Origin of the sequence: Rosenbergiella gaditana (genome assembly GCF_018494065.1) — a bacterium.
GTDB classification, from domain to species: domain Bacteria; phylum Pseudomonadota; class Gammaproteobacteria; order Enterobacterales; family Enterobacteriaceae; genus Rosenbergiella; species Rosenbergiella gaditana.
Genome location: NZ_JABBFR010000001.1, coordinates 233,205 through 253,575, shown reverse-complemented (window position 1 = coordinate 253,575; position 20,371 = coordinate 233,205). Strand labels below are relative to the sequence as shown.

19 protein-coding genes are annotated in these 20,371 nt (G+C 45.6%); 15 read left to right on the top strand and 4 right to left on the bottom strand.

The features are described from left to right. The first annotated feature begins 45 nt into the window (after window positions 1-45). Together HH682_RS01255 and HH682_RS01250 are read left to right on the top strand one after the other, a co-directional pair. Window positions 46-1,941, top strand: a complete 1,896-nt coding sequence (locus HH682_RS01255) for an NAD(P)-binding protein (protein ID WP_214235467.1) — start codon at window positions 46-48, stop codon at window positions 1,939-1,941. Then, window positions 1,938-3,134, top strand: coding sequence for a cytochrome c (locus HH682_RS01250; RefSeq protein ID WP_214235465.1), 1,197 nt, complete (start codon window positions 1,938-1,940; stop codon window positions 3,132-3,134). The genes HH682_RS01255 and HH682_RS01250 overlap by 4 nt, the downstream gene beginning before the upstream one ends. Before the next feature lie 34 nt (window positions 3,135-3,168). Here the strand turns inward: HH682_RS01250 and eco are convergent, their stop codons facing one another. Next, window positions 3,169-3,663, bottom strand: a complete 495-nt coding sequence (eco, locus tag HH682_RS01245) for a serine protease inhibitor ecotin (protein ID WP_214235463.1) — start codon at window positions 3,661-3,663, stop codon at window positions 3,169-3,171. A 178-nt stretch (window positions 3,664-3,841) separates the two neighbouring features. Between eco and hpxO the strand changes: the two genes are divergently transcribed. After that, the gene (gene hpxO / locus HH682_RS01240) at window positions 3,842-4,999 is read left to right on the top strand and encodes an FAD-dependent urate hydroxylase HpxO (RefSeq protein ID WP_214235461.1); all 1,158 of its coding nucleotides are present in this window, start codon (window positions 3,842-3,844) and stop codon (window positions 4,997-4,999) included. 4 nt (window positions 5,000-5,003) lie between these two features. On the opposite strand, the gene guaD is transcribed toward hpxO, so the two are convergent. Further along, entirely contained in the window at window positions 5,004-6,323 is a 1,320-nt protein-coding gene (guaD, locus tag HH682_RS01235) for a guanine deaminase (RefSeq protein WP_214235459.1), read from the bottom strand. Between the two features lie 174 nt (window positions 6,324-6,497). Between guaD and ydfG the strand changes: the two genes are divergently transcribed. The 3 genes from ydfG (at window position 6,498) to HH682_RS01220 (ending at window position 7,950) form a co-directional block, all read left to right on the top strand. Beyond that, window positions 6,498-7,244, top strand: coding sequence for a bifunctional NADP-dependent 3-hydroxy acid dehydrogenase/3-hydroxypropionate dehydrogenase YdfG (gene ydfG / locus HH682_RS01230; protein ID WP_214235457.1), 747 nt, complete (start codon window positions 6,498-6,500; stop codon window positions 7,242-7,244). Window positions 7,245-7,323: 79 nt separating this feature from the next. After that, a complete protein-coding gene (locus HH682_RS01225; protein ID WP_214235455.1) occupies window positions 7,324-7,659 on the top strand; it encodes a DUF1283 family protein in 336 nt (111 codons plus the stop codon). 15 nt (window positions 7,660-7,674) lie between these two features. Then, a complete protein-coding gene (locus tag HH682_RS01220) occupies window positions 7,675-7,950 on the top strand; it encodes a DUF1161 domain-containing protein (RefSeq protein WP_214235453.1) in 276 nt (91 codons plus the stop codon). A 32-nt stretch (window positions 7,951-7,982) separates the two neighbouring features. Here HH682_RS01220 and bioD read toward each other — a convergent pair whose 3' ends face one another. Next, window positions 7,983-8,660, bottom strand: coding sequence for a dethiobiotin synthase (gene bioD / locus HH682_RS01215; protein WP_338049288.1), 678 nt, complete (start codon window positions 8,658-8,660; stop codon window positions 7,983-7,985). A gap of 338 nt (window positions 8,661-8,998) precedes the next feature. On the opposite strand from bioD, the gene HH682_RS01210 reads away from it, so the two are divergent. The 6 genes from HH682_RS01210 to HH682_RS01185 all read left to right on the top strand — a co-directional run bounded on the left by HH682_RS01210 (window position 8,999) and on the right by HH682_RS01185 (window position 16,180). Beyond that, window positions 8,999-10,219, top strand: a complete 1,221-nt coding sequence (locus HH682_RS01210) for a sugar transporter (RefSeq protein WP_214235451.1) — start codon at window positions 8,999-9,001, stop codon at window positions 10,217-10,219. Window positions 10,220-10,325: 106 nt separating this feature from the next. After that, the gene (locus tag HH682_RS01205; RefSeq protein ID WP_338049287.1) at window positions 10,326-11,267 is read left to right on the top strand and encodes a LysR substrate-binding domain-containing protein; all 942 of its coding nucleotides are present in this window, start codon (window positions 10,326-10,328) and stop codon (window positions 11,265-11,267) included. Window positions 11,268-11,649: 382 nt separating this feature from the next. Then, entirely contained in the window at window positions 11,650-12,402 is a 753-nt protein-coding gene (locus HH682_RS01200; protein WP_214235449.1) for an FNR family transcription factor, read from the top strand. A gap of 125 nt (window positions 12,403-12,527) precedes the next feature. Then, a complete protein-coding gene (uspE, locus tag HH682_RS01195; protein ID WP_214235447.1) occupies window positions 12,528-13,448 on the top strand; it encodes a universal stress protein UspE in 921 nt (306 codons plus the stop codon). Window positions 13,449-13,617: 169 nt separating this feature from the next. Further along, the gene (ydgH, locus tag HH682_RS01190; protein ID WP_214235445.1) at window positions 13,618-14,571 is read left to right on the top strand and encodes a DUF1471 family protein YdgH; all 954 of its coding nucleotides are present in this window, start codon (window positions 13,618-13,620) and stop codon (window positions 14,569-14,571) included. A 211-nt stretch (window positions 14,572-14,782) separates the two neighbouring features. Beyond that, complete coding sequence (locus tag HH682_RS01185) at window positions 14,783-16,180, top strand: basic amino acid/polyamine antiporter (protein ID WP_214235443.1); 1,398 nt, start codon at window positions 14,783-14,785, stop codon at window positions 16,178-16,180. A gap of 35 nt (window positions 16,181-16,215) precedes the next feature. On the opposite strand, the gene HH682_RS01180 is transcribed toward HH682_RS01185, so the two are convergent. Continuing rightward, a complete protein-coding gene (locus tag HH682_RS01180) occupies window positions 16,216-16,617 on the bottom strand; it encodes a hypothetical protein (RefSeq protein ID WP_214235441.1) in 402 nt (133 codons plus the stop codon). 167 nt (window positions 16,618-16,784) lie between these two features. Here HH682_RS01180 and rstA point away from each other — a divergent pair, with 167 nt between their 5' ends. The 3 genes from rstA to HH682_RS01165 are packed head-to-tail and all read left to right on the top strand — an operon-like array spanning window position 16,785 to window position 20,316. Next, window positions 16,785-17,513 carry a two-component system response regulator RstA gene (gene rstA, locus HH682_RS01175; RefSeq protein WP_214235439.1) on the top strand — a complete coding sequence of 243 codons (729 nt, stop codon included), beginning with the start codon at window positions 16,785-16,787 and terminating at the stop codon, window positions 17,511-17,513. Then, the gene (rstB, locus tag HH682_RS01170; protein ID WP_214235437.1) at window positions 17,510-18,835 is read left to right on the top strand and encodes a two-component system sensor histidine kinase RstB; all 1,326 of its coding nucleotides are present in this window, start codon (window positions 17,510-17,512) and stop codon (window positions 18,833-18,835) included. The genes rstA and rstB overlap by 4 nt, the downstream gene beginning before the upstream one ends. Continuing rightward, window positions 18,832-20,316, top strand: a complete 1,485-nt coding sequence (locus HH682_RS01165; RefSeq protein WP_214235435.1) for a carboxypeptidase M32 — start codon at window positions 18,832-18,834, stop codon at window positions 20,314-20,316. The genes rstB and HH682_RS01165 overlap by 4 nt, the downstream gene beginning before the upstream one ends. The last annotated feature ends 55 nt before the right edge of the window (window positions 20,317-20,371 follow it).

Here is a 20,371-nt window from a genome sequence, read left to right as displayed (position 1 = left end):
GGCGGCAAAATATATCGATAACTATAAGAAGCAATGGAGAATGACATGCCCATTACTCGGCGTGATTTTTTAAATGGTACGGCTATCACCTTAGCTGCCGGCCTAACACCATTTAAACTCAGTTACGCGGCGATGACCACAGAAAATAATCGCTATTACCCACCAGCGTTGATGGGGATGCGCGGTAACCACCCAGGATCCTTCGAGATGGCGCATAAAATTGGGCGCGAAGGAGTGCTTCCGGCGGTTAAAAAATTATCCCCTAAAGAGCATTACGATTTGGTGATTGTCGGTGCAGGATTGAGTGGTCTGGCTAGCGCACTCTTTTGGCAACAAAAGATGGGTAACGATCAACGTATCCTGCTATTGGATAACCATGATGACTTTGGCGGCCATGCAAAGCGTAACGAGTTTTCAACGCCTGAAGGAACCATTATTGGTTACGGTGGGAGTGAGTCTTTTCAATCCCCTACCCATATTTACAGTCCGGTCGTGTTGCAATTATTGAAATCGCTAAATATTGATATTCAGCAGATGGCGAAAGATTTTGACGTTAATTTTTACCCTGACCTCAAGCTAAGCCGTGGTGTCTATTTCGATAAAGCCCATTTTGGTGAAGATAAGCTAGTCAGCGGTGACCCGGATGGCGTGGTGGCAGATGATATCCCTGCCAATCGTCGTAATGGTCGCCCTATCACGGACTACATTAATGACTTCCCCCTTTCCTCGGAAGATCGCCAAGCGTTGATTTTATTGCATACGCTACCTAAAGATTATTTATCAGGCATGGATACCCAGCAAAAAATAGACTGGTTGGCTAAGCACAGTTATTTAGAATTTCTGAAAGATAAGGTTGGCCTATCTCAAACCGCCATCGCCTATTTCCAGCAAATGACTAATGATTTCCAAGCCGTCGGTATTGATGCAACAGCATGTAATGATGCACAACTCTGTGGTTTACCTGGTTTCGAGGCCATGGGACTGCCGGCGCTTGACCCAGAAGAACAAGCCGAACTTACTGACCCCTATATTTACCACTTCCCGGATGGCAATGCCGGTCTGGCGCGTATCATGGTACGCCGCCTGATCCCCAGTGTGGCACCGGGCGATACGATGCACGATTGCGTTACGGCGAAATTTGATTACTCACAATTAGATCGTGACGATCACCCTGTGCGGTTACGTCTTAATAGTACCGTGGTGAATGTGACCAATCACGATACGCTTGCTGAAGTGAGCTATTTCGAGCATGGCGAACTGCATAAGGTGTCTGCCAATAAAGTCGTCATGGCTTGTTATAATATGATTATTCCATGGTTGATGCCTGAGTTACCAGAAGCCCAAAAAGTAGCATTACATCAGAATGTTAAAGCCCCCTTAGTCTATTGCAATGTGGTCATCCGTCAATGGCGTGCCTTCCAGCAATTAGGTGTCCATGATGTCTATTCGCCGGCCGCGCCTTTCAGTATGGTTAAACTCGACTTCCCGGTCGATATGGGCGACTACCGCCACCCCCGTGATCCTAATAAGCCAATTTGTCTGCATATGGTTCACGTTCCTACACTGGCGGGTAGCGGGTTATCCAATCGCGAACAATCGCGTAAAGGCCGGGCGTGGTTATTAGGAACGCCTTTTAGTACGTTTGAAACGATGATCCGCGAGCAGCTGCAAGGAATGCTCGGCCAAGCTGGGTTTGATCACCAACAAGATATCTTGGGGATTACCGTAAACCGTTGGGCGCATGGCTACTCCTATATCGTTAATACCCTATATGATGATGAAGACGAGGCCGAGAAAACCATCAAGACCGCGCGTCAGCCGTTTGGGCATGTGGTAATCGCTAATTCGGATTCAGATTGGAGTCCTTATGCTCACGCTGCAATTGACCAAGCATGGAGAGCAGTCAATGAGCTATCCGTACCTCAAGGAGCAGCATCATGAAACTAAAATTAGGATTAGCGACCTTATTCCTATTTTCCCTGCAAAGCTATGCAACAGAAAATACTGCACTGATCTCACAGGGTGAATATCTGGCTCGCGCGGCGGATTGCATGGCGTGCCATACACCAGATAGTGGAAAGCCTTTTGCTGGTGGCGTGAAGTTTGCTTTACCTATCGGCACGATCTATTCGACCAACATTAGTCCAGATAAACAACAGGGTATTGGCGATTACAGTGAATCCGAGTTCTCCCGTGCGGTACGTGAAGGAGTCCGCAAGGATGGCCAACGTCTCTATCCGGCCATGCCTTATAATGCCTATGCAAAGCTGAGTGATCAGGATATTCACGCGCTCTATACTTATTTTATGCAGGGTGTTAAAGCGGTCGACCAGCCGAATAGTGGTAATGATATCCCTTGGTACCTCGCCGCCCGCTGGCCATTACGTATTTGGAACGCCATCAACGCTCCCAATCCGACTAACAGTGCAACCTCGACCAGCGATAGCGATCCGATTAAGCGTGGTGCGTGGCTAGTGGAAGGTCCCGGACACTGTGGGGCCTGTCATACTCCCCGTGGTTGGATGATGCAGGAAAAAGGATTAACGGCAGCGAGTGAAAGTTATCTCTCTGGGGCTGAAATTGAAGGATGGTTCGCCCCTTCGCTTCGCCAATTACCCTACGACGCAGAGCAAACCGCCTTAATATTGAAAACCGGTCACAATGCCACCAGCGCGATTACTGGACCGATGTCCTCAGTGATCACTCACAGTAGCCAGTATTTGACCGACAGTGATGCCAAAGCAATTGGGCTTTACTTAGACTCTATACGTATTGAGAAAAATCAAAGACCGGCAGCGCTGCAAGTTTCATTGACTGATCCAGATAAAAACTATCTGCGTTACTGCTCGACATGTCATGGCAAAGAAGGTCAAGGCACACCTAACGTTATTCCTTCACTGCAAAATAATTTACTGGTAATGGCGGACAATCCCGCAAGTCTGATTCAAGTTATCGCTCAGGGCGCACAAACCCCGCAAACGCTGGGACAGCTCTCTTGGTCAATGCCTGGTTATCATCATGTCCTCAACGATGAACAGCTCGCGGATTTAACCAATTATGTACGAGGGCGTTTTGCTGGTAAGGAAGAAAAAGTGACAGCGTCACAAGTCAAGACGTTCTTGGCTACACATTAATATCGATTGAGCGCCCCAGTTTAGGGCGCTCTGCTTACTTTTGCTCAGCAGTGGATATCGTAGTGTTAGCCTGCCAAATTCGATACTTCACTTCTAACTCTTGCGGTGCATACACCACAATGGGTAACTTACTGTTATAGCGAACAAAGCGTTGTGATGTGTCTAAAGGTAATGTGATAAATTTTTTCTGAAGCGTTTGAGGCAAGCATGCCATCTTGGTCGAGATTCGTCCCGGCTTAACCTTCACCTGATAATAATCATACCCCCACCCTTTGACTGTTTCAGAAGTCAGTGTCCCCAATAGCGATGTCGCATTACAGTCCACCTGCTCTTCTTTTCCAATAATCAGTTCGACCTGCTGGTTGGCCTCATTGTTGAGAACGGGGAGTTGAATAACGTGACGTTGTAACCCAGGTAAAGAGGTTGGATAAGCCTCAAGTGGCTCACTGGCACGCGCTGTAGTAGTGAATATGCCGCTTGAAACGCTTAATCCGATCAATATGAGTCCAGATAACCTTAATTTTTTCATTGCTCTGTCTCCTAAAAAGTTATCCCTACAATAGTGCAATGTCCTTTATCAGTGCAACAGTCTCCCCGACGTAAGGCAGAGAAGTTTCCATACTAGCCAATGAAACCAAAAAAACGTCAATACTTAAATTGGTACAAAAGTTGCAACTATCCCCCTATCTGTTAGCAAGGGGTTTACTATGAAAGCAATAATAATTGGTGCGGGTATTGGGGGGATATCAAGTGCGATAGCCCTTGAGAATAAAGGCATCACTACCCAAGTTTTTGAAGCAGTGAAAGAGATGAAGCCCGTTGGTGCGGCCATCTCTATCTGGCCAAATGGGGTTAAATGTCTGAATGCACTTGGTTTAGGCGAGAAAATTAAAGCGATTGGCGGCAATATGCGTACCATGGCATACTTTGATTACCGTCACGGCTCACCGCTCACCCAGTTCAGTATGTCCCCTTTAGTGCAACGTGTTGGTGAAACGCCTTATCCCGTGGTACGGGCAGAACTGCAGAATATGCTCATCGATCACTATGGTAAAAGCCGTATCCAGTTCGGTAAGCGACTGGCGACTATCGACCAAAATAGGGAAGGCGTGACAGTCACCTTTGAGGATGGCACTCAGGCACAGGGCGATTTTTTAATCGCCGCCGATGGGACGCACTCTGTCGCCCGGCCCTATGTTCTAGAAAAAGCACTGCCTCGACGCTATGCCGGGTATGTGAACTGGAATGGATTAGTCGCCGTGGATGAAACGATTGCTCCCGCTTCACAATGGACCACATACGTTGGAGAAGGCAAGCGGGTGTCACTCATGCCCGTCAGTCATCATCGTTTTTATTTCTTTTTCGATGTGCCCTTACCCTTGGGGTTAGCGGAAAATCGAGAAACATTGAAAGAGAACCTCAAAAACTACTTCGCTGGCTGGTGTCCTGCGGTACAGACATTAATTGACACCCTCGACCCCTCCACCACCAATCGTGTTGAAATCCACGACATTGATCCTTTTGATCAGTTTGTGAAAGGACGGGTAGCACTATTGGGTGATGCCGCACACAGTACGACGCCCGATATTGGTCAAGGAGGGTGTGCAGCCATTGAAGATGCCGTCGTACTAGCGGATATTCTGGCCAGTCACTCTCTCGGCATTGAAGATTGTTTGCAGCGTTACCAACAACGTCGTACGGTGCGTACCCGTGATTTGGTGTTGAAAGCGCGCAAACGCTGTGATGTCACGCATGCTATCGATCCACAACAGACTGAGGCTTGGTACCAAGAGCTCCGTTCGGAAACCGGCGAACGTATCCTCGCCGGCATGTGTGAAACAATTGAAGGGGGACCTCTGGGTTAAGACATCAGCTCGAAATATTATCGTGGCGTTGGAATGCACAACGCCCATTAACCCAAGTTTGACGGATATTGCGCTCATCCCCTAAAGTCATTAACACAAAAAGACGCTCCCAAATATCTCGGCACCGCGATTGCCGTAGCGTCTGCAAAGGCGTTACGGCTAAATCTACGACAATAAAGTCTGCATCCTTACCGGGCATAAAGCTGCCAATCTTATCATCCAGTGCAAGGGACACCGCTCCGCCCAAGGTAGCATGGTAAAAGGCTTCCGTTACCGTTAATGAATAGTGTTGTAATTGTTGAACCTTATAGGCTTCAGATAAGGTGCGTAACAAGGAAAAACTGGTTCCTGCGCCAATATCGGTACCCATTCCGACTTTAATGTTATGTTGATGTGCCTTACGTAAATTAAACAGACCACTCCCTAAAAATAGATTAGAGGTGGGACAAAAACTAATGGAGGAGTGAGTTTGCGATAAGCATTGCCACTCAGCGTCTTCAAGATGAAGGCAATGTGCAAACACACTTTTTGGACCGGTCAACGCATAATGGTGGTAAACGGACAAGTAGTTTGGATGCTCAGGGAACAGTTCTTTAACCCAAGCGATCTCTTGCGGGTTCTCACTTAAATGCGTTTGCAGCCAGACGTCAGGGTATTCACGCTTAAGCTGACTGACCACGCTGAGCAGCGCGGGAGAAGATGTCGGCGCAAATCGAGGGGTTAATGCATAGTGGAGTCGACCTTTGTTATGCCAACGCTCAATTAACTGTTTAGTTTGCTGATAACTCTCTGTGGCTTCCTCACACAACGCTTCTGGAACGAAACGGTCCATCATGACCTTTCCAGCAATGATCCGCATCTCACGTTGTTCAGCTGCGGCAAATAACGCCTCCGTCGACCCTGTATGGACTGATCCAAATATGAGTGCAGAGGTTGTGCCGTTTTCTAAACACTGGTCTAGAAATAGTGAGGCCATCTGTTCAGCAAATGCGGTATCTTGATATTCACTCTCCGCTGGGAAAGTGTACTCTTCCAGCCATGCTAATAGTTGCTCCCCCCAGGAGCCCACCATGCCAATTTGTGGAAAATGGATATGAGTATCAATAAACCCGGGCATGATAAGCTTTCCACGTAGATCATAATAAGTGTAGTGTTGCCATTCAGCGATCTGGTCACGATCTTCCCACTCAATCAGTGCATCTATTTTACCCTGATTAATCAGCAGTAGTCCTTCTTCAATATAGCGTGCGTGCTGACTGGCTTGGGTCATATCGTTCAAACGAGACGTAAAATCGAAAAACGCCGCTCTGATTGCATAACGCATGAAAGTTCCTTATTCGAAATAAAACATTGAGCTGCAAGCCCAATGCCAACTTATGCCCTTATCGGAATTCCTCCCACATTGGCGATATCGCCATATTTTGTAAAGCAAAAATAGAGCAGCTTAAGAAAATGGATGCTATGTTAAATCAATAACTCATTCCTTAAGGGAGCAAGCATGGTTATTTTAGTGACAGGTGCTACGTCAGGTTTCGGTGAAGCCATTACTAAACACTTTATCAAGCAAGGCCATAAAGTTATTGGCACAGGGCGTCGTGAAGAGCGTTTACATGCCTTGAAAACTCAATTAGGCGATGATTTTTACCCTATGGTGCTTGATGTGAGAGATTTCGGTGTGATTGAGCAACAACTTTCAACCCTCCCTGATGCATGGCAGGACATTGATGTTGTCGTTAATAATGCAGGCTTAGCGCTAGGGCTTGATCACGCTCAGGAAGCTGACCCGAAAGATTGGGAAACCATGGTAGATACCAATACTAAAGGCGTAATGTATATGTCACGAGCCGTGTTGCCCGCGATGGTCAAACGCAATAAAGGTCATATTATTAATATTGGTTCTACCGCCGGCAATTGGCCATATGAAGGGGGTAATGTTTATGGTGCGACCAAAGCCTTCGTACGCCAATTTAGCCTAAATCTTCGGACTGATCTGCACGGCACAGCGATTCGTGTCACCAATATCGAACCGGGATTAGTGGGTGGAACTGAGTTTTCCAATATTCGCTTTAAAGGCGACGACGATAAAGCCGAAAAGGTATATCAAGGCACCCAAGCACTGACCCCTGAGGATGTGACTGAAGCCGTCTATTGGGTGGCTACTTTACCTGCTCATGTCAATATCAACACGCTTGAAATGATGCCAATAAGCCAATCTTATGCCGGGTTACGCGTCGACAAATCTTGAGCTAGCGCCGTCTTCAATGAAAGCAAGTAGACTCAACTGATTGAATTAGCATCGTCGTAATAACTGAGAGGTAAAAACAATGAAGAGTACAACTAGGATGTTACCTGCAGCGTTAATGTTAAGCTTCTTATGCTCAGTGGCTCAGCCGGTGTTGGCTCAGACAGAGCACCTTATCATTGATAATGGCCATACTCATTACAGTAATGAGCTCTCACGCGAGCATAAAGAACAGTGGGATGACACCCGGTCACTACGTAAGAAAATTAATACTCGTAATGAAAAAGACTTTAACCGAATCGACCGTGCCATCGATTCGAAAGAAGCCTGCCAACAAAGTCTTAATCTTAATGCCTATTGGGAACCGACGACATTACGTTGTCTTGATCGCCAAACCGGACGCCCCATTCAACCTTAATCTGAGGAAAGGATTATGAAAAAATTAGGCTTAACGTTGTTGACAGCTATTGCGCTGGTTCCAACGCTAGCGCATGCATCATGCGATTCGGTTAAAGCGGAAATCCAACAAAAAATCATTCAAAATGGTGTCGCTGAATCAGCCTTTTCATTAGACGTTGTCCCTAATGATCAAGCTGATCAACTAGGTGGATTAGTGGTAGGGCATTGCGAAAACGACCAACAGAAAATAGTGTACAAACGTAATGGCGATGATAACTCTGGCACGGCTACACAATCCGTTTCCCCATAAGTTGACGAAAACAGGGCTTAACGCCCTGTTTTTTAGTGACTGAAAAAGTGAGCAAGGGGATCAATATTGAAATAAGAAGCAAGATTTTTTTGGTGCGCATGGGAAATGTAAGGTATTTCCCCAATCTTAGGCGCTGAAATATGTTGAGTCAGTAAGGCAATAAGCTGTTGATACTCTTCTAAGCCAGGATTGATACGATTCGCCACCCACCCTACCAATTCTCCACCTTGCTGTAAGATTGATTCTGCCGTCAAAATAGCGTGGTTAATACACCCTAATTTTATCCCCACCACCAGAATAACCGGTATTTTATGCTTAATGACCCAGTCAGATAACGGATTCTGAGTATTAATTCTGCTATGCCACCCACCCGTCCCCTCAATGACTAAACGCTCGACCTGAGTCTCAATGTACGACATCCCTTCGGTGAGGTTTTGTTCATTGAACGTGGTTATCGACCCAGTACTGACCTCACTTCCCGTAAAAGGATAAGGATTAACCCTGTCATAATGCAGCTCAATAGTTGAAGCTTGCTTGAGTAACTGCGCATCTGCACATTGTAACCCCTGCTCAGTCAGCTGTGCATTTTGTGATAAAGGCTTATATCCTGCACAGACGATCTCTTGTTGTTGAAGCATTTGCAATAATGCGAGTGAGACTACGGTCTTTCCTACGGCAGTATCAGTCCCCGTGATAAAAACTTTGTTCACTATTTTTTTCCCTAAATGCCAGTCGAGAGGACGTTAGTCTAATTAATTCTTCTTAAGCGGGAATTGCGTTAACGCAAAGTTTACTTAAATTAACGCGTTAGCGAGCGTTGAGGATTCAATGCATGGGTTGCACCAAATCTCTCCACTTTATTAAAAATAACGTTAGGTAAAAGATTAAAATCTTTTGCTAACTTCAAGTGAGACACTCTCTGCAGGGAAGAGTACAAAGATGGCGCATAGTGACATATTGATTATACTGATTACAGTAGATGTTGAATCTGCATCACTCACACTATACTGTGATCTATATCACGTTAATTTGGGCAAATAAAATTTCTATGATTGTAGAACCTTCAATAACTTCCTCTCAACAAGAAAATATTCCTCCCGTTCCACGCAAAGTGGCATGGCTGCGTGTACTCTTGTTGGCGATCTCGGCATTTATCTTTAATACTACAGAGTTTGTGCCTGTCGGATTACTCTCCGATATCGCCACTTCTTACCAGATGAAGACGGCCGACGTCGGGATTATGCTGACTGTCTATGCATGGTGTGTGGCGCTACTCTCCTTACCGTTAATGTTAGTGACGCGTAATATTGAACGCCGTTTTTTATTAGTGGTGTTGCTTATTTTCTTCACCATTAGCCATGTATTGTCGGCTTTCGCTTGGGATTTTAATGCCTTAATCGCTTCGCGTGTCGGCATTGCCATTACCCATGCGATATTCTGGTCAATTAACGCATCATTAGTGATACGTATTGCGCCGCAAGGCAAACGGACTCAAGCCCTCAGTATGTTAGCAACGGGGACGGCGCTCGCGATGGTTTTGGGCGTTCCTATAGGACGGATTATCGGTCAATATCTGGGGTGGCGAGCAACATTCGGATTAATTGGCGTATCATCACTTGTACTAATGATCATGCTGGCCCGTTTGTTACCTAAGCTTCCTAGCGAGCACACAGGGTCATTAAAAAGTGTGCCAGAGTTGTTTCGTCGACCGCCTCTGGTCTGCCTCTATCTACTGGTCACTATCGTGGTAACGGCGCACTATACGGCTTACAGCTATATCGAGCCCTTTATCCAAGCTGTTGCCTTACAGAGTGCTAACTTCACCACCCTACTGCTTCTTCTGTTTGGCGGTGCGGGTATTTTCGGTAGCACATTGTTCAGTGCATTAGGTAAAAAATTTCCATCCGGCCTTCTGCTTGGTGCGATTTTCCTTATTACCTTATGTATGGCGCTGCTCTATGTCACCGCGGGTCATAATTTTGAAACCATTCTGCTCTGTGTCGTCTGGGGCATTGCAATGATGATGATAAACCTAGCCCTACAAATTAGGGTGTTATCACTCGCTCCCGATGCGACAGATGTCGCCATGTCACTGATGTCCGGCATTTACAACATTGGTATTGGTGCAGGCGCGTTACTGGGTGGACAAATCAGTAATGTATTGGGACTGTCAGTGATTGGTTACGCCGGCGCGGCATTCGGTTTAGTGAGTTGTCTATGGTGCGCTTGGATCTTAAAACGCTATCCAATCTTACGTTCGAATCAATAATTTAGCGCCATTCGTCAATAAAGAACCCGCATTTACAGGCGGGTTTTTTTCTGTCATAACATTGTGCCTACCGATAACATACAAATATGTAACATGGGGTGGGCTGGTGAATATTCAACGCTTTAATCAAAAGATCCGTCTTAGACATTTTCATGCTCTGGCGGCAGTGGCACAACAAAAATCGATCAGTACTGCGGCTAAAACGCTCTCAATTAGTCAGCCAGCGTTGTCTAAAACCCTTGCAGAATTAAAACAGCTGTGTGGCTATGACATTATTATTCGCCAAGGCCAAGGGGTAAGGCTTAGCCATGAAGCCCAGCAGTTGCTTCCACATGCTTTGCAGATACTCAACACCTTACAGCATGCCACCGACAGTTTGTTTGCAGTGGAAACCTCACCCATTCAAGTCATTCGCTTAGCGGCGTTAACGACGGTGGCCATGGGGATCCTACCAAGAATTATTGATGCATTTCATCAACGTAACCCCAATGTACAACTACAGGTATCGACACTTCATAATAATGTTCTGCTTGCCGCCTTACGTGCACGAGAATATGACCTAGGCATAGGCCGCCTTGCAGAAACGACATTTATGGAAGGTCTAGAGTATGAACTGCTGTTCACTGAGAAAATAAAACTCGTTGTGAATCCTGCCCATCCACTATTAAAAGGGAATGTAAGTCTCGCCGCCGCAATGAACTGGCCAGTAGTAATCTCACCAGAGGGTACCGCACCTTGGCGTATTGCCCAACGCATCTTAGAAAGTCAGCATTGTGTGTTACCTGAAACGCGTATCGAAACCTCGTCGACCTCTTTAGCGCGTCAGTTAGCCCTTCATTACAACTATGTCTGGTTTGTTCCATCTGGGGCAGTTCGAGAAGACTTAGTACACCAAGCACTTTCCCCCCTTCCCTTACTTTTCACCGATCCCGGTGAGACGGTGGGTATCATCACGCCTAGCGATGCTCTGTTCAATACAACCGTTGAGCGGTTAAGAACAACGATACGGGAGCAATCTCAAACCTTAAATGAAAACACTTATTTATGAACATAAAATATCTTTTACCTATCTAAACCATGCACTTATGTTAAACAATAGATTGATATAATCCTATACATAACCAATAGGAATAATATACAACCTAATGTAATTAATCTGTCGGAAAAGTAATCACTTCAGCCGTTATTTAGCCTGCGTATTGTTAGGTAATTAATATTAATTAATTTGATATATCCACTATTATGAATGTATTTTTTTGTAAATTACAAATCTGAATGATTGTTATTATTACCTTATATTATTGATTTTAAACAAGAGTAATGTAAGTATTTTTAATAACTAGCTAGCGATAAATTGATCGTGGATAAGACCTTTTTTTCTTCGCGAAAAATGTTAAAGTACCCCCAGACAATAATGTGGAGAATTCATCATGCTGAGTGAAAAAAGATTAATTAAACGCGTCCCCGTCAATGGTAGCTCTATTCATTGCCAAGATTGCAGCATTAACCAACTGTGTATTCCATTCACCCTCAATAATCATGAGCTTAATCAGCTCGACAATATTATTGAGCGTAAAAAACCCATTCAAAAATCGCAGTCGTTGTTCAAAGCAGGTGATGAATTAAAGTCCCTCTATGCTCTTCGATCCGGCACGTTGAAAAGCTATACCATTACTGAACAGGGTGATGAGCAAATTACAGGTTTCCACCTTGCGGGCGATGTGATTGGGTTTGATGCTATTACATCAGGTCACCACCCTTCTTTCGCCCAAGCGCTGGAAACCTCAATGGTGTGCGAAATCCCTTTCGATACGCTAGACGATTTGGCCGGTAAAATGCCTGCCCTTCGTCACCAAATTATGCGACTAATGAGTGGCGAAATTAAAGCTGACCAACAGATGATCCTGCTTCTTTCTAAGAAAAATGCAGAAGAACGTTTAGCAGCTTTCATTTGGAATCTCTCGCAACGTTTTGGCCAGCGTGGTTTTTCTCAACGTGAATTTCGACTGACGATGACCCGTGGAGATATCGGAAATTATCTTGGCCTTACTGTGGAAACAATCAGCCGTTTATTAGGTCGTTTCCAGAAAAGCGGGATGCTCTCTGTGAAAGGTAAATATATTACTATTGAAAACCACGATATGTTGAATGCTCTAGCAGGCCATGCACAAAAATGCGCTTAATAATTATCTAGATAAGCGAAACCGGATCCGCTATGTTACTGAGCAATGATGATCCGGTTTTTGAGCGCTTTACGAGTAAATCCGGACTATCCTTAGGTTAACTAAATGAACTGAGGGGTTGTCATATGACGCAGTATCAAAATATTCTCGTAGCTATTGACCCAGATCAGGATGACCAACCCGCTCTTCGTCGCGCGGTGTATCTGAATCAACGACTGGGCGGCAAAATCACCGCATTTTTAGCGATTTATGACCTCTCTTATGAACTGACGACGGCTCTTGCGACAGAAGAAAGGGAGAGTATGCGTCAAGAAATGATCCAACAACGTACTGAATGGTTAAGGTATCAATCGCGCGTCTATCTTGAATTCGGCGTGGATATTGCGTTGAAAGTTATTTGGCACAATCGCCAACAAGATGCCATTTTACAGGAGATTGAAACGGGGAGTTATGACCTCGTTTTGAAGATGGCTCACCAAAATGACCGATTAGAATCAGTCATTTTCACCCCCACCGATTGGCTAATATTACGTAAAAGCCCTTGTCCCGTATGGATGGTAAAAGACCAACCTTGGCCAACTGACGCTACGGCGGTCGTCGCCGTTAACTTAGCCAGCGACGACCAACAACATGATGATTTGAATAGGAAGCTGGTGCGTGAGACCCAAGCTTTAGCGTCACAATTGAATCACACTGCAGTACGAATAGTAGGAGCCTATCCTCTTACGCCTGTAAACTTAACCATTGAACTTCCTGATTTTGATGCACAACGTTACAGTGATGCCGTTCGAGGGCAGTATTTACTCGCGATGAAAGCACTGCGTCAGCCCTTTTCCATCGATAGCGCAGACACTTATGTAGAACAAGGAGAACCTGAAGAGGTCATCCCCGAAATCGCCGCTAAGCTTAACGCCGGTGTAGTGGTGTTAGGAACTTTTGGGCGCAGTGGATTTTCAGCGGCATTTTTAGGTAATACTGCTGAACAAGTCATTGACCATTTACGTTGTGACCTCTTGGTGATGCGACCTGACGTTCTACCTGAATAGCACTTTCCTTTCGCAGAGTAGCTTTGGACATCCCTACTCTGCACATCGACTTCTTTTTAATAGACATTTGTCAAACAATTGACTAAGACAGCTTGTCTTTTCCATGTAATAATCAGCCCTCAACAACCAACAATAAATTCTATTTTCTGTGCAAGCTGAAGGACGTTTTATGAAATTTAATGCTACAGTTTTAGCCACAGCGCTGATTTCGCTAGGGCTATCTACTGCCTTTGCCGCTCAAGAACTCAGTCCTCAAAAAGCCGCAACCCTTGCGCCTTACAAAAGAATTAATTTTTCAGGCCGCTACAATTCGTTAATTGATGTGAGTAATGCCGTCTCTAAACGTGCTGATGATGCGGGTGCCGCAGGGTTTTATGTCGTGTCAGTGCACGACAGTAACAGTAATGGTGGTAATTGGCGCATCACCGCCGATCTTTATTTACCCGATGCCGCTCCTGCGCCTAAAAATCCACACTACCGCTATATCAACGGTATTAAAGCGTTACCTAAAGCTGAAGCTTACCGTCTAGAGCCTTATGATACCGTAAGCATTAGAGGTTTTTATCCTAGCCAGCCACAGGTCGAATATGCTATTTCGCGTGCGGCCAAGGCGAAGGATGCCGATGCTTTCTTTATCATCCGGCAAATTGCCGCCAACAATGGCGGTAACCAATATGTCACTGCCTACGTGTATAAAGCGGATGCCCCAAAACGTATTGTACAAAGCCCTGATGCGATCCCAGCGGACTCCCAAGCAGGAAAAACCGCGATTGCCGCCGGCGGAGCTGCTGCCAAGAAAGTTGAAATTCCTGGCGTTGCCTCTTCAGACTCGGCCAGTGAAAGTGTTGGACGTTTCTATGAAACCCAAACATCAACCAACAAGCGTTACACCGTTTCACTGCCACAAGGTGGCAAAATTCAAGAAGTCAATGATATTACCGCCGCGCAGATGACCCCCTTTGATACCGTGACAATCACAGCGCACTTTGGTAACCCGACCGAGATGTCGACCGCAATTGCGCGAAGAGCCGCGGACAAAGGTGCGAAGTATTATCATATCACTCGCCAATGGCAGAATCAGAGTGGGGGTAACCTTACGGTTACCGCAGAACTCTTCAAGTAAGCATTAAAGCACCTTTGGGTGCTTTTTTTTGGCTGCCTTATGCATAAATAATCATTTTTTCGCATTTATACTCATTGCATTCTTAACGCTCAATTCGTAGAATCAGCGCCCTAACTCGATCCATGAAATATGCTGTGTTGTTTTCTTTTTTTAGCATCACCTGCTGTTTTAATAATCTTATCGAGACATTTTAGCAAGTTAGTAGGTGTTTATGACGGGTAAGAAAATAGGCGTTGGTGCACTCACAGCGTTAGTCCTCAGTTCCATGCTCGGCGCGGGTGTTTTCAGTCTCCCTCAAAATATGGCCGCAGTCTCAGGATCAGAAGCCTTGATTATCGGCTGGTCAATCACCGGCATCGGTATACTCTTCTTGGCCACAGCCATGCTCTACCTCTCCCGGTTACGGCCTGATCTTGACGGTGGTATCTTCACTTATGCAGAAGATGGCTTTGGGAAAACCATAGGTTTCCTCTCCGCATGGGGCTATTGGTTGTGTGCGGTCATAGCCAATGTCTCTTATCTCGTCGTTGTCTTCTCTGCGCTGAGTTTCTTTACCGATTCTCCCGGACATGTGGTCTTCGGTAACGGAAATACCTGGCAATCGATGCTGGGTGCGTCGATATTGTTATGGATTATCCATGCAATGATCACACGGGGCGTACAGACTGCCGCAAGTATAAACTTGCTTGCGACGCTCGGTAAACTTGTCCCCTTAGTGCTGTTTATGGTGGTCGGGATAATGCATTTCGATTATCGCCAGTTTTCATTTGATTTTTCAGGAACCCAATTACACCTGCCAGTGTGGTCACAAGTTAAGCAGACCATGCTCATCACACTGTGGGTCTTTATTGGGGTTGAAGGCGCGGTGGTCGTATCCGGACGGGCAAAAAATAAAAACGATATCGGTAAGGCCACACTTTTTGCCGTGATTTCAGCACTGATTGTCTATCTATTAGTCACGATACTGTCACTGGGGATCCTTCCTCGAGAAGCACTTGCGACAATGAAAAACCCATCAATGGGTGGATTGCTGGTGCAAATGATTGGACCCTACGGTTACTGGATAATCGTGGGGGGAATTATTCTCTCCGTATCTGGCGCGTACCTCAGCTGGACCATTATGGCCGCAGAGATCCCTTTTATTGCCGCCAAGCGCGGAGCATTTCCAAAAGTGATCGCTACGCAGAATGACACAGATGCCCCTATTGGCAGCCTGTGGATGACCAATATTAGCGTTCAGCTCTGTTTGGTTGCTATTGCGCTGTTCCACCTCGATTACAGCACTTTATTAATCATCGCATCGGAAATGGTGCTGGTGCCTTATCTATTGGTTGGCCTGTTCTTAGCAAAACTCAGTTATCAAACACGAAGCTATCGACCGCTACTCATCGGTTTAGGGGCTACGCTATACGGTCTTTGGTTGATTTACGCTTCCGGTATTGAGCATCTATTGATGTCGCTAACCTTATACGCACCGGGTTTAGTGGTTTTTCTTTATGCTGGATGGCAGAACCGCCAGCACGATCAACTACGTGTCGCCGATAAGTTGATCATCATCGCGATCATCATCAGTGGAGTGGCAATAGGGCTGAGCAAATTATTGAGATAAAGGGGAGTCCAATTTTGGGCGACCTCTTGTCCTCCTTAGCAGGGCGAGAAGCGGACATATAGAGAGTCGTTGTCTTGATGCAGAGTGACTGACTTACGATATTCTAAATATATAAGGGAGATTTGATGTTCAGACAGCGAATAAGGTAATTGAATTGTAAAATTTTTGATATTTTGTTGTTCGGCAAGAACCAGCAACCGAGCAATATTCATTTCATCACTGACTTGGGTCGAAATAATTTGTAACGCCAGTTCTTTAAAATATTCGACAGCTTCCAGCTTATTATGCGCCGATTTGCGTGTCACCACTCCGAAAATAGGCAAAACTCCATAGATCGCATCAACGAATCGCCATTTCTTCTTACATGAAGCTGAGAGTAAGCTGCTGTAATTGAATGAAATAGAGTCATTTTTTTCCATTATTGATGTTGATGGCATCGGCACATCATCCCCCAGTGGTCGTCATTATTCCTACTTATCTGCGGCGCGTATAGTCGCATATAATTACGTTATTATACCAGCAAGAGATGCCTTTTTCGTGATAACGTAGTTATAATTCCCAGTAACGTTGTTTTATTGTTAAATAAAAAAGAATTTTGTTAAAAATGAATAAAATAGTTTACGTTGAAGATGAAATTGAAGTCGGCGAATTAATTTCTGCTTACTTAAAAAAACATGATATTGAAGTGATTATTGAAACACGTGGCGATCGTGCTGAAGCGACTATTTTAGCGGCTAAACCTGACCTTGTGCTACTCGATATTATGTTGCCGGGGAAAGATGGCATGTCTTTATGTCGAGATCTCCGTACTCAGTGGCAAGGCCCTATCGTTCTGCTCACCTCGTTGGATAGCGACATGAATCATATTTTAGCCCTGGAGATCGGCGCGAATGATTATATTTTAAAAACTACCCCACCCGCTGTTTTACTGGCGCGATTGCGTTTACATCTACGTCAAAGTCAGCCCTCTACCCCATCAGAAGAACGGGCGAGCTCCCCTCGCCAAAGCCGTATCGTTAGCTTTGGTAAACTCACTATTGATATGTTGAATCGTCAAGTGACTTTAGACGGCGAGATCATTGCACTCTCGACAGCAGATTTTGATCTATTATGGGAGCTTGCTAGCCATGCGGGTCAAATTCTAAACCGTGATGTGTTACTTCAAACACTGCGGGGTGTCAGTTATGACGGTATGGACCGTAGTATCGACGTCGCCATTTCACGATTACGTAAAAAACTCTACGATAGTGCTACTGAACCCTTTAGGATTAAAACGATTCGTAATAAAGGATATCTGTTTGCGCCACAAGCGTGGGAAACCGATTCAGAATGAAAAAATTATTCATTCAATTCTACTTATTGTTGTTTGTCTGCTTCATTGTGATGACCTTATTGGTTGGGCTGGTCTATAAGATGACGGCAGAACGTGCTGGCCGTCAGTCAATGAATGACTTAATGGCCAGTTCGCTCTCCTTGATGCGGAGCGAATTAAGAGAAATTCCGCCTAAAGATTGGAACAGCACCGTAGATAACCTCGACCTTAACCTCTCTTTCAAGTTACATATTGAGCCCCTCACCAATTACCAATTACCGGCTGCAGATATGCGTCGGTTACACTCTGGCGAAATCGTGGCGCTTGACGACCAATACACCTTTATCCAGCACATCCCTCGCAGCCACTATGTGCTCTCCGTGGGTCCAATCCCCTATCTATTCTTCCTCCATCAAATGCGCATACTCGATGTGTTGCTATTAACATTCATTGCCATGTCTTTAGCGCTTCCAGTGTTTATTTGGATGCGACCTCATTGGCAAGAAATGTTGAAATTAGAGAAGATGGCTCAACGATTTGGTGATGGCGATTTGGATGCGCGCACGCAATTCGAGAATACTTCCAGTCTTTATCGACTCGGGGTAGCGTTTAACCAAATGGCAGATAACATTAAAGATTTGGTGGCGAGTAAAAAACAGCTTATCGACGGTATTGCTCACGAATTGCGTACCCCACTTGTTCGTCTCCGCTATCGTTTGGCGATGAGCGATAATTTATCGCAAGTGGAGTCCAATGCATTAAATCGCGATATCGGACAACTCGAAGGTTTAATACAAGAACTACTGACTTTCGCTCGCCTTGACCGGCCGCAAGTCGCCCTCTCCTTACAACAGATCGATCTTCGCGAATGGCTGGTTGAATGGGTGGATGATTTGCGCGTGATTCGGGCGGATAAAACCATTCAACTCGATGTGCCTACACAGGCGCAGTGTCACATTACCGATAGCCGCTTAATGGAACGTGTCCTCGATAATCTCGTTAACAACGCCCTTCGCTATGCAGAGCAACGTTTACGAATTAGTTTGTGGTTTGACTCCCAATGTGGTTATTTACAAGTCGAAGATGACGGGCCTGGCATCCCCGCCGAGCAACGGGCCAAAATCTTTGAGCCTTTTGTTCGCCTCGACCCAAGTCGAGATCGCGCAACCGGGGGATGTGGCTTAGGTTTAGCTATCGTCCACTCAATTGCTCAAGCTTTTCAAGGCACTATTCGGGCAGAAAGTAGCCCGTTAGGCGGAGCCTGCTTACGTTTTAGTTGGCCTCTTAATTCATTCACTCCAGAACCCCCACTGCTTACTTCTGCGCGTAAGGATAATTTATGAACGCTTACCAAGCTCTAACTGAACGTTTCCAACGCTTAGCTCGTCTCGATCATCTGTCGGCAATTGCCGGATGGGATATGCAGACTATGATGCCAAGTGGAGGTAGCGATGCGCGGGGAGAAGCTCTGGCTGAACTCAGTGTGATGCACCATGAAATCTTGGTCCAATCCAGTACTGCGGAGTTAATCGCCCTGGCTCAACAAGAGACATTGAATAGCGATCAGCAGGCTAATCTCAATGAAATCTCCCGTCATTATGCTGATGCTGCCTTGCTGCCTACAGAGTTAGTGGAAGCAAAAGCCTTAGCAGGCAGCCGTTGTGAGCAAGCGTGGCGTCAGCAGCGAATAGAAAATGATTGGCAGGGTTTTCAGCGTAACCTGACTCCGGTCGTTGAGCTTTCCCGCCAAGAAGCGCAATTAAGGGCGAAGGCGCTAGGCTGTTCACCTTACGACGCTCTACTTAATCTTTACGAACCGGGAATGACCAGTCAGCGACTTGATACCCTCTTTGGCGAGTTAATTCAATGGTTACCCGAGCTCTTACAACAGATTGTCGCGAAGCAGCCCGCCTCATCGACTGTACAAACGCATCGTGTTTTCCCCCTTTCACAACAAAAAGCCTTGGCTGAATCCGTAATGCAATTACTGGATTTCGACTTTACTCACGGCAGACTGGATGTCAGCGCCCACCCATTTTGTGGAGGTGTTCCCACTGATGTACGAATCACGACGCGTTATAATACTGACGAATTCCTGAGCGCATTAATGGGCGTTATTCATGAAACGGGCCATGCACGCTATGAACAAAACTTACCCAAGCAGTGGCCCGGACAGCCTATCGCTTTAGCCCGCTCAACGGCTATCCATGAGTCACAAAGCCTTTTTCTAGAGATGCAACTCGGTCGTAGTAAGGCCTTTTTACAGCGTTTACACCCGCTTATCTGCCAACATTTAACGGCAGCCACTGACCTGAGCCTTAACGACTTAGTACAACAAGTCCAACATGTTAGTCCCGGTTTTATTCGCGTGGATGCTGATGAGGTGAGTTATCCTGCTCATATTGTTCTGCGTTATGAGATTGAACGGTCGTTAATTAATGGAGAAGTTGAAGTCTCGGATATCCCAGAATTATGGGATGAAAAAATGCAGCGTTATCTGGGCTTAAGTACAGCAGGCAATTATCGCAATGGCTGTATGCAAGATATTCACTGGACAGACGGTTCGTTTGGTTATTTTCCGACCTATACTCTGGGCGCTATGTATGCAGCACAGCTTTTCAATACCTTGCAACAACAATTACCAAATCTTGATGAAGCGATTACCTTAGGGAATTTAGCGCCTATTTTTGCTTGGCTTAAAGAAAATATCTGGAGTAAAGGCAGCCGTTTCCCAGTAGATAGCTTAATTCAGCAAGCCACAGGAGAAACGCTTAATCCTAAATGGTTTAAACAGCATTTGGAGCGCCGTTATCTTGGTGACTAGAAGAATTGTACATACCGTTACATACCGATACCAATCACCAACGGACAGTATTCAG